Here is a 16,195-nt window from a genome sequence, read left to right as displayed (position 1 = left end):
GCTTTGCCCTGGCGGCGCTGCTGCTGTGGCCTCCGGCCCGCCGCCACCGGCTGGTGAGCGTTGCCGAAGGGGACCGCCGCGCCCTGTTTCTACTCGGTTTCGTCGGGGTTACCCTCTATTTCGGTTTCGAGAATTTCGGGCTCAAGTACACCACGGCCACCCACGGGGCGCTGATCGTCGCCACCATCCCGCTGACCACCGAGGCGACCAACGCCTTTCTTCAGCGCCGCCTGCCGAGACCGCTGGTACTGGCCGGACTGCTGACCGCCCTGTTCGGGGTCATCTTGCTGGTCGGCCCCAGCCCCGGCGGGGCGACCCTGGTCGGCGATATCCTGATGCTGGCCGCCGTCACCACCTGGGTCTGGTACACGTTTCTCGCCGAACGCCTGGTTAAACGCTACCCCAACCTGCTGCTGACCTTCCGCATCATGTCGGTCGGCGCCCTGACCCTGCTTCCAGGCGCCTTGCTGGAGACGCTATTGCTGCCGCTGCCTCGCCCGTCGCTGACCGCCTGGATCGGCGTGCTCTTTCTCGGTGTCGTCTGTTCGGCCCTGGCATACCATCTTTGGAACCAGGCGATCCCGGTTTTGGGCGTCGCGGTGACCAACAATCTGCTCTACGGCATCCCCCTGGTCGGGGTGCTCACCGGGGTAGTCGCGCTCGGTGAACCACTGACGAAAACCATACTGATCGGCGGAGCCCTGATTATCGGCGGCGTACTGCTGGCCAGCCGTAATCAAATCAACAACGAAGACAGGCAAAGCCCCCGTGACAATTAGCGGTTTTCCCGTTTTTTCTTCACCCTCCCCCCTTTTTATGTTACAAAGCTAATCCGATTTCAGGCACCTATTCCTTGCCTGAACCGACCACAACGGTTAAGATAAGCCGTTTACTTATCCTGCATCACGGTGGTGGTTAATGAGGTATTCAAGAGTTTACATAGAATCGGTCGGCTACGAGCTGGCACCGATCGTGGTTACGTCAACCGAGCTGGAAAACCGGCTCAAGCCGATGTATGACGCCCTGCACATCGCTCCGGGGCAACTGGAGGCCCTGACCGGCATCCGCGAGCGCCGCTGGTGGAAACCGGGCACGCCGGTTTCACAGGGCGCCATCGCCGCCGCCGAAAAAGCGCTGCAGGGGCGGGACATCGCCCCGCAGGATATCGGCGCGCTGGTCTATGCCGGAGTCTGCCGCGAACACTTCGAACCGGCTACCGCCTGCCAGGTCGCCGCCGCCCTCGGCATCCAGGGGAACGCCGCCATCTATGACATCTCCAACGCCTGCCTCGGCGTGCTCAACGGCGTGCTCGACATCGCCAACCGCATCGAACTCGGGCAGATCCGCGCCGGCCTGGTCGTCGCCTGCGAAAGCTCTCGGGAAATCAACGAGATCATGATCAAGCGGATGCTCGACAAGCCGTCGATGGAACTCTTCACCACCTCGCTGGCCACCCTCACCGGCGGCTCGGGCGCGGTGGCGGTGTTGCTGACCGACGGCTCCTTCACCCCCTCGCGGCGTCCGCGCCTGCTCGGCGGTGTGAATCTCGCGGAACCGCAGCACCATGCCCTGTGCCGCTGGGGTCTTACCGCCGAATCACCGGAAAACCATGTCCCTTATATGAAAACCGACGCGGTGGCCGTAATGAAATACGGGGTCGAGCTCGGCAAAAGAACCTGGGAATCCTTCATGAGCGAACTGGAACTGACCCCCGACCGGATCAACAAGGTCATCTGTCACCAGGTCGGCGAGGCCCACCAGAAACTGATTCTGCAGACCATCGGCGTGTCGCCGGACAAGGACTTCACCACCTTCGAATTTCTCGGCAACATGGGGACCGTCTCACTGCCGGTCACCGCGGCCATCGCCAAGGAGCGGGACATCCTGCTGCCCGGCGACATTGTCGGTTTTCTGGGCATCGGCAGCGGCCTCAACTGCCTGATGCTGGGGATTCAGTGGTGATGCAGGCATTTTATCCCTTCAAGAGCCACTTCCTCGACCGCGACGGCCTCAAGTACCATTATCTCGACGAGGGCAAGGGCGACCCGGTCGTCATGCTGCACGGCAACCCGAGCTGGTCTTTTTATTATCGCGAACTGGTGCGTGAACTGCGCGGCAGCTACCGAACGATCGTCCCCGACCATATCGGCTGCGGGCTGTCGGACAAGCCGGCCGACTCCTACTATTCGTTCACCCTCAAGCAGCGGGTCGACGACCTCGATGCCCTGCTCGAACACCTCGGCATCCGCGAGCGGATCACCCTGGTGGTGCACGACTGGGGCGGCATGATCGGCATGGCCTACGCCTCCCGCTATCCCGAGCGCATCGCCCGGCTGGTGATCCTCAACACCGCGGCCTTTCACCTGCCCAAGAGCAAGAAGCTGCCGCTGGCGCTGAAAATCTGCCGCAACACCCAGCTTGGCGCCTTTCTGATCCAGACCTTCAACGCCTTCGCCTTCGGCGCCGCCCTGGTCGGCTGCAAGCGCAAACCGATGAGCGCTGATCTGCGCAAAGCCTACTGCAGCCCCTATGACAACTGGCACAACCGTCTGGCCACCCTGCGCTTCGTGCAGGACATCCCGCTACAGCCTGGGGACATCAGCTATGACCTGGTCAGCGAGGTCGACAACGGGCTGCACCGCTTTGCCGATAAACCGATGGCGATCTTCTGGGGCGAGAAAGACTTCGTCTTCGATCGCCATTTCCGTGATGAATGGCAGCGGCGCTTTCCCAAGGCCGAACTGCATTCGTACCCCGATGTCGGTCACTATATCCTCGAGGACGCCGATGACCTGATCATCCCGCTGATCCGCGATTTCCTTAAAAAGCACCCGATCAAAACTGATCCGGCATGGAAAAAACAGCGCTGAACAACATCGCCGGCCATCTGCCGAAGATGGCCAGGCTGCAGCCCTGTACCCCGGCGGTCTATTTTCCGCAAGGCAGGGACCGGCGCGGCCGGATCAGCCATACCCACCTTACCTTCGCCCAGCTCGAGCGGGAGAGCAACCGCATCGCCGCGGGCCTCGAAACCATCGGCATCCGCCGCGGCGTACGCACCGTGCTGATGGTACCCCCCAGCCTCGACTTCTTCGCCCTGACTTTCGCCCTGTTCAAGGTCGGCGCCGTACCGGTGCTGATCGACCCGGGCATGGGGGTGAAAAACCTCAAGGCCTGCCTCGAAGAGGCAGCTCCGGAAGCTTTCATCGGCATCCCCAAGGCCCATGTCGCCCGCCTGCTGCTCGGTTGGGGCAAGGCAACGATCCGCACCCTGCTCACCGTCGGGCCGCGGCTGTTCTGGAGCGGCAGCACGCTGAACGAGCTGATTAGCAACGCGGCCAGCGACGCCGACACTCCGCTGGCCGAAACCTCGCCCGATGAGACCGCCGCCATCCTTTTCACCAGCGGCAGCACCGGCGTTCCCAAGGGAGCCGTCTACAGCCACGGCAACTTCTGCGCCCAGGTCGAGATGCTGCGCCAGCTCTACGATATCCGCCCCGGCGAAATCGACCTGCCGACCTTCCCCCTGTTCGCCCTCTTTGCCCCGGCCCTGGGAATGACCTCGGTGATTCCGGACATGGATTTCACCCGCCCCGGTTCGGTCGACCCGCGCAAGATCATCGACGCCATCGAAAGTTTCGGCGTCACCAGCATGTTCGGCTCACCGGCCCTGATCAACCGGGTCGGTCGTTACGGCCAGGCCTGCGCGGTCAAGCTGCCGACTTTGCGTCGGGTTATTTCCGCCGGTGCGCCGGTACCGGCCTCGGTTCTGGAACGCTTCTGTGAAATGCTTCCTGAGGGCACCCAGATCTTCACCCCCTACGGCGCGACCGAATCGCTGCCGGTCTGCTCCATCGGCAGCACCGAGATTCTCGAACAGACCCGCCTGCTGACCGACCAGGGCCGGGGGGTCTGTATCGGCCGGCCGGTAGATGGGATCGAATTGCACATTATCGCCATCAGTGACGAGCCGATCGCTGACTGGAACGACGACCTGAAGGTCGACGACGGCAGCATCGGTGAAATCGTGGTCAAGGGTCCGCAGGTCACGGCCCGTTATTACAACCGCGCCGAATCGACCGAACTGGCCAAAATTCAGCATCTCGAAGGCGGCTTCTTTCACCGCATGGGGGATCTCGGCTATCGCGACGACGAAGGCCGCATCTGGTTCTGCGGTCGCAAGGCGCATCGGGTCGAAAGCCAGGGGCAGACCCGCTTCACCATTCCCTGCGAAGCGATCTTCAACACCCATCCGCAGGTCTTCCGCTCGGCGCTCGTCGGGGTCGGCGCACCCGGCCGCAAGCGTCCGGTGATCTGTATCGAACTGGAAAACGGGGTCGGCAAATCGGAGCATGCCCGCATCCGCCGCGAACTGCTGGAAATCGCCGGACAGCATGAGATAACCGCCGATATCCGCGACCTGCTGTTTCATCCGGCCTTTCCCGTCGATATCCGTCACAACGCCAAGATCTTCCGCGAGAAGCTGGCGGTCTGGGCCGAAAAGGCACTCCAATGAAGGCGCTGGTCACCGGCGGCGGCGGTTTTCTCGGCAAGGCCATCGTCAAGCTGCTGCGCCAGCAGGGCGCCGAGGTGCGTTCCTTTTCCCGCAGTGAATATCGTGAACTCGCTGCCCTGGGGGTCGAACATTACCAAGGGGAGCTGGCCGATGCGGACGCCGTTCAGCGCGCGGCCCATGGCTGTGACATCGTCTTTCACGTCGCCGCCAAGGCGGGGGTCTGGGGTCCCTACGATGATTTCTACCAGGCCAACGTCACCGGCACCCGCAACGTGATTGAAGCCTGCCGTGTAAGCGGCATCCGCAAACTGGTCTTCACCAGCTCGCCGAGTGTCGTCTTCAACGGCCGCGACATGGAGGGGGTCGACGAGTCGGTTCCCTACCCCGACCACTTCGAAGCCTTCTATCCACAAACCAAGGCCGAGGCAGAACAGCTGGTGCTGGCCGCCAACGACACAGAGCTGGCCACGGTGGCCCTGCGCCCCCACCTGATCTGGGGGCCGGAAGACAACCACCTGGTGCCGCGCATCCTCGAGCGTGGCCGCAAAAGGATGTTGCGCCGCATCGGCCGTCGCCCCTGCCTGGTCGACACCATCTACATCGACAACGCCGCCCTTGCCCACCTGCAGGCGGCCGAACATCTCGAGATCGGCTCAACCGTCGCCGGCAAGGCCTATTTTCTGGCCCAGGGCGAGCCGCAGCCGGTCTGGGACGTGGTTGACCGCATCCTGGCCGCCGGAGGCTTGCCGGCGGTTTCCGGCACCATCCCGGCCGGTCTCGCCTACGCCATCGGCGGGCTGCTGGAAAAGATCTACACCCTGCTTAAGCTCGCGGGAGAACCGCGCATGACCCGCTTCGTCGCCCGCGAACTCTCCACCGCCCACTGGTTCGACCTGGGCGCCGCCCGCCGGGATTTCGGCTACCAGCCGCAAATCACCTTCGAAGAAGGGATGCGGCGGCTTGACGCCTGGCTCCAGCAGCAGTCGGCCTGATCATGCACCATCTTCCTGCCCCGTGGAGCGCAGCGCCAGAGAGACCGCGACTCGAACAGACGCAGATCCACCTCTGGCGCTTTCATCTTGATCTTCCTGCTGCAGAAATCTCTCAACTCGAACGGCTGCTGACCGAAGACGAACTGATTCGGGCAAAGCGCCTGCTCGATCCACGCAAAAGCCGCAGCTTTGTCGCCGCCCGCGGCCGCCTGCGGCAGATTCTCGCCGACTATCTCGAGGTGCCGGCAGAAACCATTCGTTTCAGCTATGAATCAAGCGGGAAGCCGAAGCTCGCCACCGTGCATGCCAGCGACCTGAGCTTCAACCTGGCCCATTCCGGAAAGATGGCTGTACTGGGGATCGGTAAGGGGCAAGGGGTGGGAGTCGACCTGGAACGGATCGACCCGGAACTGGCCTTCGACCAGATGGCAGCGCAGTTCTTTTCGGCAGCGGAGTTCAGCTGTCTGTCCAATCTTGCCGGACTCAGGCGCCGGAGAGGTTTCTACCGGATATGGACCGGCAAGGAGGCTTGGCTGAAAAGCCAGGGATGGGGCTTTTCCGGGCCGACAGACCAAAGAAACTTGCCCGGTGGCATCCCAGCGGGGCCCGGCTGGAAGCTTATCCATTTTCCGCTCGCCAGAGGCTACGTCGGAGCTGTCGCATTCAGTGAAACGGTCACAGAGATACTGCGCTTCGACCGTTTTTGAATATTACAGATTCCAGCCCCAGTACTGCAGGAATACCGGAAAATTCCGCATGTCCGACGCTGTTCTGGCCCAGGGCTTGAGACTGGTATAGAAAGGGATGCCGTCCTCACGATCACGCCCCAGTTTTTTATCCTCGCCTACCCGCCAGTCCAACGCCCACCAGCTCATCAACAGGCGCTCCCAGGGCTTCTGGCTGTTTTTGACGTAATCCTGGCGCGGGCCGGACGTTTCATAAAAAGAGGTCGAGTCCCCGCCAGGCAGGGACAAGCCTTCGAGGACCTTGAGGGGCTTTATCGGCGCGCCGACCAGTTCATACCGAGAATGGGCGCGGGAATCGGTCAGCCACATGTCCATAATCCGGTGGGTACGGTCGCGCAGAAGCACCATGAGCCGAAAATAGGTTGGCGACCCCTCCGCGTAATCAATCAGACCTGGCAGGCTTTCGCCGTAGACCTTCTGCCTTTTCTTGTCCCATCCCTTCGGAAAAGCGTCAGCCTGCAGATAAGAGGTCGGGACGATGGCCAGGTAACAGCCGCAGGTATGCGCGGTGGTGAACAGAACCGGCTGCCCCGTATCGTTGAGAGTCACCACCAGCAGTAAACCGACATTATTTCCCCAGCCCAGGTTCGGCAGAAACGGGCCGAAGGGAACCTTCTCAAAATGAGTTCGATAGGTCAGGTTGGTGTAGGCTCCCCGCGCCGTGGTGAATCGGGTCTTGCGGACATAGATGGTCGGCTGGTTGCCATCGACGTAAACCTCCTCGTCATCGTCTTCCATGCGGGCGCTCGGGGTGCCGATGCGATTGTAAGACCGGGCCGGCTTGTCCACCAAAAAGATCGGGGCATGGCGGCTGAAATGCCAGGGGTCCGTCTCAGGGGCATAAGCCCTTAGCCTTCCATCCGGCGGATGTTTCGGCAACGAGCTACATGCGGCAACGGCCAGCAGGCAACAAAGGATTGAAATCTTTACAATAAATCGCATAAATCACTTTCAGGCAGGAGTTGACGGTTCATAATAACCGACTTGGGTGCCCCTGCGAAAACAAAAAGGAGAAGCGGCTAGCTTCTCCTTCATAATTATCCGAACTGACGGATTCAACCCCGACGCTCTATTTTCTCATCAGCAATTTCTTCGACCCAGTAGATCTGTTTATGTACACGCCGAACCAACTCGACCAGGCGACTTTCAGCGGCGCTGCGACAGGCAAAACGCTCGACCATAAACCGCTGCCCGTTGTCGTCCTGCCGCCAGAGTTCGAAGGCGGAGGCGGCTTCAGGCAAATTCAATTTCCCAATCGTCAGCCGCGTGCAGCGCCGATTCGCGACTTTGGTACCCTTCGGAAAAGATCTCAGGGCTCCCCTTGACATCCTTAGGCTCGAAATACCACTTGTCGGTCTGGTAATCCCTGCTCATGTCCCCGTCAGATCCCTTGAAAATGACGAACTGCTTCAGCCTGGAATAATAGCGGTTCATGCGGGTCCCCTTTCTGTTGTTGTGCGCAGGCGCCTTGCAAACATTTACGGCCGCTAATACTTTACAGAGTTTTCACGAATGCACAACCCAAAAAAAGGGACGCCAACCGGCGTCCCTTTTTGATTTTAACTGTATTGTTACTGCTACTTGCCGACCACCTGGGTACGGGTAAAGACCGCGCGCAAGGGTACGCCCTCCCCTTCGATGTTGTCGCGGGCACCTTCCTCACGATCAACCAGGGTGACAATGCCGACAACTTCGAGGCCTTCCTGGCGAGCCCGCTCAACGGCTTTCATCGACGAACCACCGGTGGTGGTGACGTCCTCAACAATGACCACCCGGGAGCCTGGCGGCAGGTTTTTGCGGCCTTCAAGCCACTGCCCGGTGCCGTGCCCCTTGGGCTCCTTGCGGATAATGAACGCCGCCATGGGATCGCCGGCGAGTTCGGCGGCGATGGAAGTGGCCGTAGCGATCGGGTCGGCCCCCATGGTCAGGCCGCCAACACCGTTGATCGGGCCTGCGAACTGCTTGACTTCCTGATAAAATGCCTTGCCGACCAGGAGACCGCCGCGGGCGTGCAGGGTGGTCTGTTTGCCGTCAAAATAAAAATCGCTCTTGCGACCGGAAGCGAGGGTGACCTCCCTTTGCTCGTAGGAAAGCTCCCGGATAATCTGCATCAATTCATCTCTCTCCGCCTGAGTCATCGAATTCCTCCAGTAAATTATATATTTGTGGGCATATGCCCTGGTAATTTCTAAAACAATCCCAGCTGGGTATCGTCCTTCAGGCGGGGAAACCGCACCGGGTATTTGCCGCTGAAGCAGGCATCGCAGTATCCCTTCACGTTATCGACGATCGGTGCGCCGGCAGCGGTATGCATCCCCTCGATGGAGAGGTATCCGAGGGTATCCGATGTGATATAGCGATTGATTTCTTCGACCGAATGGGACGAAGAGATCAGCTCCTTGCGGGTCGGGGTATCGATGCCGTAATAACAGGGGTAACTGGTCGGCGGGCTGGAAATACGCACGTGCACCTCCTTGGCGCCGGCGTTGCGGATCATCTTGATGATCTTGCGAGCGGTGGTGCCGCGGACGATGGAATCGTCGATAACCACCACCCGCTTCCCCTCGATAATTTCACGAACCGGGTTGAGCTTGATCTTGACCCCGAAATGGCGGATCGACTGCTGCGGCTCAATGAAGGTACGGCCAACGTAGTGGTTGCGAATCAGGCCGAGTTGAAAGGGAATCCCCGACTCCTCGGCATAACCGATGGCTGCCGGAACCCCCGAATCGGGGATCGGGATCACCAGGTCGGCCTCGACGGCATGTTCACGTGCAAGCATGCGGCCGAATTCCTTGCGCACGTGGTAAACCTGCTGGCCGAAGATGGTGCTGTCCGGGCGGGCGAAATAGATGTGTTCGAAGATGCAGGGAGACGGTTGGGTCTGCGCGAAGGGGTGAAAGGACTGCAGACCGGTCTTGTCGATCAAAACCATTTCGCCCGGCTCGAGCTCGCGGATGAACTGGGCCTCGATCAGGTCGAGGGCGCAGGTCTCCGAGGCGACGACATAGGCGCCGTCCAGCTTGCCGAGAACCAGCGGCCGGAAACCGTTGGGGTCGCGAACGGCGACCATCCGGGTTTCGGTGAGAAAGACCAGGCTGTAAGCCCCCTTGACCTGGTTCAGCGCGGTGGCGATGCGCTCGGTCAGAGAATCGCACTCGGAACGGGCCAGCAGGTGAATAATGACCTCGGTGTCGGCGACAGTGGAAAAAATCGAGCCCTTGCGCTCGAGGTCGTTGCGAACCTCCTGGGCATTGACCAGGTTGCCGTTATGCGCGACAGCAATGCCACCACGGTGGTAATCAACCATGATCGGCTGGCAGTTCTTAAAATCGTTCCCTCCGGCCGTTGAATAGCGAACATGACCAATGGCACTCTCGCCAGGAATCGTTTCAAAAACCGAGTCGTGCTTGAAAACGTCGGCAACCAGTCCCATCCCCTTGTGCGCCCGGAGGCGACTGCCATCGGAGGCGACAATTCCACAGCTTTCCTGGCCGCGGTGCTGCAGGGCATAAAGCCCGAGATAAGTCAGATTGGCGGCCTCAGGATGACCGTAGACTCCAAAAACGCCGCATTCATCGTTAAATTTATCGAACATTCGAAAAGCAAACTCCCTAAGGGTTACAGCTCTGTCGTAGCGGGAAAAACCAGCCGAGACAAACGGTTTACATCCGGACCACTATAACACAGCCCCGGCTTCAAAAGATACCCAGGCTACAATAGTTCGTTGCGGATGAACTGTACGGCGTTCTGGTACAGCCACAAACCCATACCCTCTTCGGGCAGCGTCTCTTCGCGAGTCCAGCGGGGATGATGAATACGATGAACGTAGGCCTCCGGGTGCGGCATCAGGCCGAAAATCCGCCCGCTGGCATCGCACACGCCGGCAATGGCGTTGAGCGACCCGTTGGGATTCTGAGGGTAGTCCATGGTTGGCGTGGCGTAGTCCGCGTCAGAATATTTCAGCACGGCCAGGTGACCGCCCTCGATCTGCGCCAGCACCTCTTCGGAACGAACCATGAACTTGCCCTCGCCATGGCGCACCGGCAGGTAGATGCCCTCAAGCCCACGGGTGTAGATGCAGGGAGATGCCGGATCGACCTTGAGGTAGGTCCAGCGGTCTTCGAAACGGCCGCTGTCGTTGTGGGTCAGGGTTGCGGTCTGGGTCCTGAAATCGCCGCCCATGGCGGGGAGCAGTCCCATTTTGGTCATCAACTGAAAGCCGTTGCAGACCCCCATGACCAGCTTGCCGGCCTCGATGAAGCGGTACAGCTGGTCGGCCAGGTGCTCGGCACTCCCCTTGACCGCCGCATGGCGGAGGCGATTGGCCCCGGCCTTGGCACTGCCAAGGTCGTCGCCGTCGAGAAAGCCGCCCGCCAGGTTGAGAAAATGGTAGTCGTCAAGACATACCCGGCCGCTCAGCAGTTCGGCGATATGGACGATGTCGGCAACCTCGCTGCCGGCCAGGCGGCAGGCATTGGCCACCTCCCGCTCGCAGTTGGTGCCGTTGCCGGTAATAACAATGGATCTGACCTGTTTAGCCATGATTACAGCTCCCTCAGCGGCGCCTGCCAGGCTTCTTTTAGGGTAAGAATGTCAACATCGACCAGCGTCGCAGCGCCCTTGCTCAGCTGCAGCCTCGGTTCCTCGGTCACCTCGCCGATGCAGGCCGCAGCGCGTCCGGCGAACAGAGCTTCAAAGCGGCCGCTGTTTTCAGCGCGTACGGTGACCAGCAGTCGGCTCTGCGATTCGGAGAAGAGCAGCTTGTCGGCTCGCAGGTCGCCCTCGGCCAGCACCTTGTCCAGGTCGGCGCGAATGCCGTAACCGCCGGCAAACGCCTTTTCGGCCAGGGCCACGCCAAGGCCGCCGTCGGAAAGGTCGTGACAGGAACGAATCAGCCCGTCACGCTGGGCTGCGTTGAGCGTCTTGTAGAGGTCGAGAGCCGTGGCGGCGTCGACCTTGGGGACGTTGCTGCCGAGCTCGCCATGCTGCTCGTAATATTCGGAACCGCCGCACTCGTCGCGGGTGATGCCGAGAAGATAAACCAGGTCGCCGGGGCGCTTGACGTCCATCGATACCGACTGGCGCACGTCGCCGATCTTGCCGATGACCGAGAAGAGGACGGTCGGCGGGATCGAAATCTTGGTGTCGCCGATCTGATAGTCGTTCTTCATCGAGTCCTTGCCCGAGATCAGCGGCACGCCGAAGGCGACACAGTAGTCATAAAGCGCCTTGTTGGCCCGCACCAGCTGGGCGGCCTTGTATTCGCCGTCGGGGGTCTTTTCGCTCTTGACCGGGTCGCACCAGCAGAAGTTGTCGAGACCGGCCACGTGCTCGATGTTGCCGCCGACGGCCACGAAGTTGCGCAGCCCCTCGTCGATGGCACAGGCCATCATGTGGTAGGTGTCGATATCCGAGTAGCTCGGACAGATGCCGTGGGAAACCACCACCCCTTCGAAGGAATCGAACAGCGGTCGGTAGACGGCGGCGTCGGACGGACCGTCGTTAGCCACCCCGACCAGCGGCTTGATGACCGTGCCGGCCTGGACCTCGTGATCGTAACGCCGCACCACGCTCTCTTTGGAACAGATATTGAGCCGTCCCAGCAAGGCCTTGAGTTCGCTGCCGAGATCGGCAGGCAGTTCGAATCCGGGTTCGGAGAGGTTTTTCGGAGTCCACTTGGCCGGAATGACCATCTGCGGAACCCCTTCGTGGAGAAATTCCATCGAGAGGTAGGAGACGGTTTTGCCCTCGTAGAGACAATGAAAGTAACCCGAGTCGGTGAAGACGCCGAGGTCGCTGGCTTCCACGTCCATCTCGGTGGCAAGCTGGACAAAAGCGTCGAGCTTGTCCGGCGGCACCGCCAGGGTCATGCGCTCCTGGGCCTCGGAAATCAGGATCTCCCAGGGCTGCAGCCCCGGGTACTTGAGAGGGGCACGGTCAAGATGCATTTCGAAACCGCCGGTGTCCTCGCTCATCTCGCCAACCGACGACGAAAGACCGCCGGCGCCGTTGTCGGTGATCGAATTATAGAGGCCGCGGTCGCGGGCGATGATGAGAAAATCGAACATCCGCTTCTGGGTGATCGGGTCGCCGATCTGCACGGCCGTTACCGGAGAGCCCTCGTGCAGTTCTTCCGAAGAGAAGGTCGCACCGTGAATGCCGTCCTTGCCGATGCGGCCGCCGGTCATGACGATGTGATCGCCGACCTGGACCTTTTTTTCATGGCAGGGCTTGCCGTTGAGGTTACGCGGCATGATCGAGGCGGTGCCGCAGTAGACCAGCGGCTTGCCGGCGAAGCGTTCATCGAAAACGATGGAACCGTTAACCGTTGGAATACCACTCTTGTTGCCGCCGTGCTCCACCCCTTCGACCACCCCTTCGAAAATACGCCGGGGGTGCAGCAGACGCGGGGGCAGCGGTTTCTCCAGAAACGGCGAGGCAAAGCAGAAGACGTCGGTATTGAAAATCAGCCTCGCCCCCATGCCGGTCCCCATGCCGTCGCGGTTGACGCCGACGATACCGGTCAGCGCTCCGCCGTACGGATCGAGGGCGCTGGGCGAGTTGTGGGTTTCGACCTTGAAAACCACGCTCCAGTCATCATTGAATTCGATGACCCCGGCGTTGTCCTTGAAGACCGACAGGCAGAAGTCCTTGTCACCCAGCCGGGCGCGGATATCACGAGTGGCGCCGACGATATAGGTTTTAAAGAGGGAGTTGATGGTTTCCCTCTTCCCCTGCTCGTCCTGGTATTCGATTTTGGCCGAGAAAATCTTATGCTTGCAGTGCTCGCTCCAGGTCTGGGCCAGCGCCTCCAGTTCGACATCGGTCAGCTTGTTGCCGAGGCCGACGGCCTCACGGGCCTTGAGGTTTGCCGGGTCAGCGGCATGGGCCTGGAGTTTCTTCATCTCCTCGAGATTGAGCGCCAGCATGCCGTCGCGGCTGATTTTCATCAACTCGTCGTCGGTAACATCCAGGTCAATCTCGCGAACCTCGGGGGCGGTATCGCTGGTAACCTTCGGCAGGGTAATGCGAACACCCTTATCCCTGTCGAATTCGGCGGAAGTCACTATATCCCAGCGCTGAATCAGGCCGTTGCCGAGAAAGCCCGTGGCAATCCGTTCGGCGACCTGCTTGTCGAGGTTCCCCTTGAGCAGATACTGAACCGAGGTATAGACTGCCTCGCCTTCAGCAAAGGGGCGACCGGTGAGGTACTGGATCGCCTCTCTCGAGGTACGGCCGACGTTGTCGGTCACCCCGGGGCGGAAGCCGACTTCGACCAGCACATCGAAATCCCGGGCGAGCGGACGGTTGACGGCATACTCCTGGATTACCGGGTCCGAAAACGGGCCGGCTGCGGCCGCTTCGATTTCGGCGTCGCTGAGCGCGGCATCCACCGTGTAGACATCAAGGGTGCGAACCTGCTCGACTTCAATGCCGAGATGTTCCCGGATTTCACGCCTGACCCGCTCTCCGCGTGCATCCTTCACTCCGTCCAGCAATCCAACTACGATTCTCCAGGCCATTGATTCTCCTATCGAAAGCCTTGGGTCGAAACAGACGCGGGCAGGGGATAACGATCACCCTGCCCTGCTCCAACCGGTTATGAAAAAACAGTATCGAAACAGACCGTCGCCTGATCCTGGCGGCCTACCAGCAGTTGCGGGGAACAGGCGTTCTGACGGTCAAGTACGCAACGGGCCGCTTGCAGCGCCAGCTCGGGGCGGTTGTTTTCTTCGCTGAGGTGCGCCAGGAAAACCGCGTCAAGCTTGTCCGAAACCAGGCCGCCGAGCAGTTCGGCCGACGCCGGATTGGACAAGTGACCATGGTTGCTGCGAATGCGCTGTTTAAGCGGCCATGGGTAAGGGCCGTCGCGAAGCATGTCTTCGTCGTGATTTGATTCCAGCACCAGCACCCGACACCCCTTCAGCCGTTCGCAAACCAGCCGGGTTGCGATGCCCAGATCCGTAGCTACGCCGATTTTGCCCGCCGCCGTCTCGACAGTATAACCGACCGGGGCGATGGCGTCATGGGTTATGGGAAAGGAGGTAATGCGCAGATCTTTTATATCGAACACGTCACCACTGGCAAATTCGTTGAGTTCGCTGATCCGGCCCAGCCTTGGGAGTGCGCTACGGGTTTCATGATGCAGGTAGACAGGGAGATCGAACCGGCGGGACATGGGACCGAGTCCCTGGCAGTGGTCGGTATGTTCATGGGTCACCAGCAGGGCATCGAGGTCTTCCCCGCGCACGCCAATCCCTTCAAGGCGCCTGGTCAACTCACGGGCCGACAGACCGGCATCGATCAGGATACGGCTTTCAGCTGACTCGATGTAAAGGGCGTTCCCCCGACTTCCACTGGCAAGAAGGCAAATCCGCACACAACTCTCCCCGCTCCCGGCATGGGCGCCTGTCTATATACCTAAATTCGGGCAGGCCTGCAAGGGAAAAACCGGAATTCATCCCGTGACGCTGGTATTCTTGAAACGATCAGGCTGGCGGATTAACCGGAAGGAGAATGTGGAATGTGCTGCCTGGGTACTTATGCGGGTCACAGCCGGGACTTTCAACCCAGATTTCCCCCCCGTGCATATCAACGATTCCTTTGACGATCGTCAAACCGAGCCCGGTCCCCTTCCCCTTGAAGGCGACCTTGCCGGTAAAATGCTCTTCTATGATGCCGACCTCGTAAAATTTGTCAAAAATGTGAATCTGGTCACTTTCGTCAATGCCGATTCCGGTGTCGATAATCTGGATTTCTACATAAGGATAGAGCTCTGAGCCGATTTCCCGGTACCGGGACGCGTCTTCTTCATTGACGACCTGTGGTACCCGGCAGCTCTGGAGCAGGCGGGTGGCGATGGTAATGTTGCCGCCATCGGGAGTAAACTTGATCGAATTGATGACCAGGTTGGTGACAACCTGTACCATGCGGTCGGGGTCGCAGAGCAGATCAGGCAGATCGCCGGCGAGGTTGAGCTGGTGCGACTGATGCCGAACCGAAAAGAAAAATTCGATTTCCTTCAGCGCCTGCAGAATCACGTCATTGATATGCGTTTTGCGGCTGCGCAGCCGCAGGCACTTGTTGTCCAGGCGCGAAACATCGACCATATCCCGTACAATATTGGATAGTCGGTTGGCAGCATCGCCGATATGCTTGAGCATGGGGAGAGCCTCATCGCTGAACTGATCGCCCATTTCGTCAAGCAGCAGATCGGTATAGCCGAGGATAACCGTCAGCGGGGTTTTCAGTTCATGCGATGCCAGCCCGAGGAAAGAATCCTTCATCTGATTGAGCCGTTGCAGCTCCAGGGTGCTCTGTTCGAGGTTTTCCTTGATCTCCCGTTCATGGGTGACATCACGAAAAGTCATCTGCACCATTCGCTTGCCATCCTTGCCGACCACCGGCGAACCCTTGGCCCAGCCGATCAATTTTGACTGGTCCGTTGGGCGGATAAAACGAACCTCGGCCTCGTGAAACATCCCGTGGAGGATACTCTGATGCATTTCGTACTGCATCTCGACATTTTCGATTTTCAACTTTTCCCAGAAAGTGAACACGTTGTTGCCATGCACGGTGTTTCTCGAAACGCCGAAAAAAGACTCCGCTGCCTTGTTCAGCAGCACCAGGCGATCCTCTTCGTCGCTGACCAGGATGGCATCTGAAGCATCCTCGAGCAGAGAACGGTACATTTCACGACTGCGGCCGAGTTCGGTGCCGATCTGTTCCTGCCGCTCATAAGAAAGCTGGAGTTCGCGGTTGGTCTCTTCGAGCTCCCGGTAATTTTCGCCGATCTGCTGGTCACGCTCCTTAAGGGACGCTGCCATTTCCTGGAGGGCGGTGCCCAGCTCAGAAAAGTCCGGGGTCGACATGGGCGGCACGATGACCTTGAAATTGCCGGCGGCAATTTCTTTGGCGACATCGCAGAGACGATGAAT

The 16,195-nt window shown here is 60.0% G+C and carries 15 protein-coding genes; 6 read left to right on the top strand and 9 right to left on the bottom strand.

Annotated features, from left to right (window positions below):
• The 6 genes from ABYV89_RS06460 to ABYV89_RS06435 all read left to right on the top strand — a co-directional run.
• On the top strand, positions 1-779 hold a 779-nt coding region (locus ABYV89_RS06460), incomplete at its 5' end, for a DMT family transporter (RefSeq protein ID WP_432822124.1).
• Between the two features lie 139 nt (positions 780-918).
• Entirely contained in the window at positions 919-1,962 is a 1,044-nt protein-coding gene (locus ABYV89_RS06455) for a 3-oxoacyl-ACP synthase III (RefSeq protein WP_432822123.1), read from the top strand.
• Positions 1,962-2,870, top strand: coding sequence for an alpha/beta fold hydrolase (locus tag ABYV89_RS06450; RefSeq protein ID WP_432822125.1), 909 nt, complete (start codon positions 1,962-1,964; stop codon positions 2,868-2,870). Before ABYV89_RS06455 ends, ABYV89_RS06450 begins: the two co-directional genes overlap by 1 nt.
• Complete coding sequence (locus ABYV89_RS06445) at positions 2,852-4,516, top strand: fatty acid CoA ligase family protein (protein ID WP_432822122.1); 1,665 nt, start codon at positions 2,852-2,854, stop codon at positions 4,514-4,516. The genes ABYV89_RS06450 and ABYV89_RS06445 overlap by 19 nt, the downstream gene beginning before the upstream one ends.
• Entirely contained in the window at positions 4,513-5,508 is a 996-nt protein-coding gene (locus ABYV89_RS06440) for an NAD-dependent epimerase/dehydratase family protein (RefSeq protein ID WP_432822121.1), read from the top strand. Before ABYV89_RS06445 ends, ABYV89_RS06440 begins: the two co-directional genes overlap by 4 nt.
• Positions 5,509-5,510: 2 nt before the next feature.
• A complete protein-coding gene (locus ABYV89_RS06435) occupies positions 5,511-6,215 on the top strand; it encodes a 4'-phosphopantetheinyl transferase family protein (protein WP_432822120.1) in 705 nt (234 codons plus the stop codon).
• 3 nt (positions 6,216-6,218) lie between these two features.
• On the opposite strand, the gene ABYV89_RS06430 is transcribed toward ABYV89_RS06435, so the two are convergent.
• The 9 genes from ABYV89_RS06430 to ABYV89_RS06390 all read right to left on the bottom strand — a co-directional run.
• Positions 6,219-6,992, bottom strand: coding sequence for a hypothetical protein (locus ABYV89_RS06430; protein ID WP_432822119.1), 774 nt, complete (start codon positions 6,990-6,992; stop codon positions 6,219-6,221).
• A 317-nt stretch (positions 6,993-7,309) separates the two neighbouring features.
• Positions 7,310-7,495, bottom strand: coding sequence for a hypothetical protein (locus ABYV89_RS06425; protein WP_432822118.1), 186 nt, complete (start codon positions 7,493-7,495; stop codon positions 7,310-7,312).
• Positions 7,488-7,688, bottom strand: a complete 201-nt coding sequence (locus tag ABYV89_RS06420; RefSeq protein ID WP_432822117.1) for a hypothetical protein — start codon at positions 7,686-7,688, stop codon at positions 7,488-7,490. Before ABYV89_RS06420 ends, ABYV89_RS06425 begins: the two co-directional genes overlap by 8 nt.
• Before the next feature lie 143 nt (positions 7,689-7,831).
• A complete protein-coding gene (pyrE, locus tag ABYV89_RS06415; protein WP_432822116.1) occupies positions 7,832-8,392 on the bottom strand; it encodes an orotate phosphoribosyltransferase in 561 nt (186 codons plus the stop codon).
• Between the two features lie 50 nt (positions 8,393-8,442).
• Positions 8,443-9,852: an amidophosphoribosyltransferase gene (purF, locus tag ABYV89_RS06410; protein WP_432822115.1), complete on the bottom strand. Its 1,410-nt coding sequence runs from the start codon at positions 9,850-9,852 to the stop codon at positions 8,443-8,445.
• A gap of 116 nt (positions 9,853-9,968) precedes the next feature.
• Complete coding sequence (locus ABYV89_RS06405) at positions 9,969-10,799, bottom strand: phosphoribosylformylglycinamidine synthase subunit PurQ (RefSeq protein WP_432822114.1); 831 nt, start codon at positions 10,797-10,799, stop codon at positions 9,969-9,971.
• 2 nt (positions 10,800-10,801) lie between these two features.
• Positions 10,802-13,780 carry a phosphoribosylformylglycinamidine synthase subunit PurS gene (locus ABYV89_RS06400; protein WP_432822113.1) on the bottom strand — a complete coding sequence of 993 codons (2,979 nt, stop codon included), beginning with the start codon at positions 13,778-13,780 and terminating at the stop codon, positions 10,802-10,804.
• 77 nt (positions 13,781-13,857) lie between these two features.
• Positions 13,858-14,637 carry an MBL fold metallo-hydrolase gene (locus ABYV89_RS06395; protein WP_432822112.1) on the bottom strand — a complete coding sequence of 260 codons (780 nt, stop codon included), beginning with the start codon at positions 14,635-14,637 and terminating at the stop codon, positions 13,858-13,860.
• 109 nt (positions 14,638-14,746) lie between these two features.
• On the bottom strand, positions 14,747-16,195 hold a 1,449-nt coding region (locus ABYV89_RS06390), incomplete at its 5' end, for an ATP-binding protein (RefSeq protein WP_432822111.1).

It is taken from the genome of Trichloromonas sp., assembly GCF_041583255.1.
Taxonomy (GTDB): Bacteria; Desulfobacterota; Desulfuromonadia; order Desulfuromonadales; family Trichloromonadaceae; genus Trichloromonas.
This window is presented reverse-complemented; position numbering and strand designations above follow the sequence as displayed.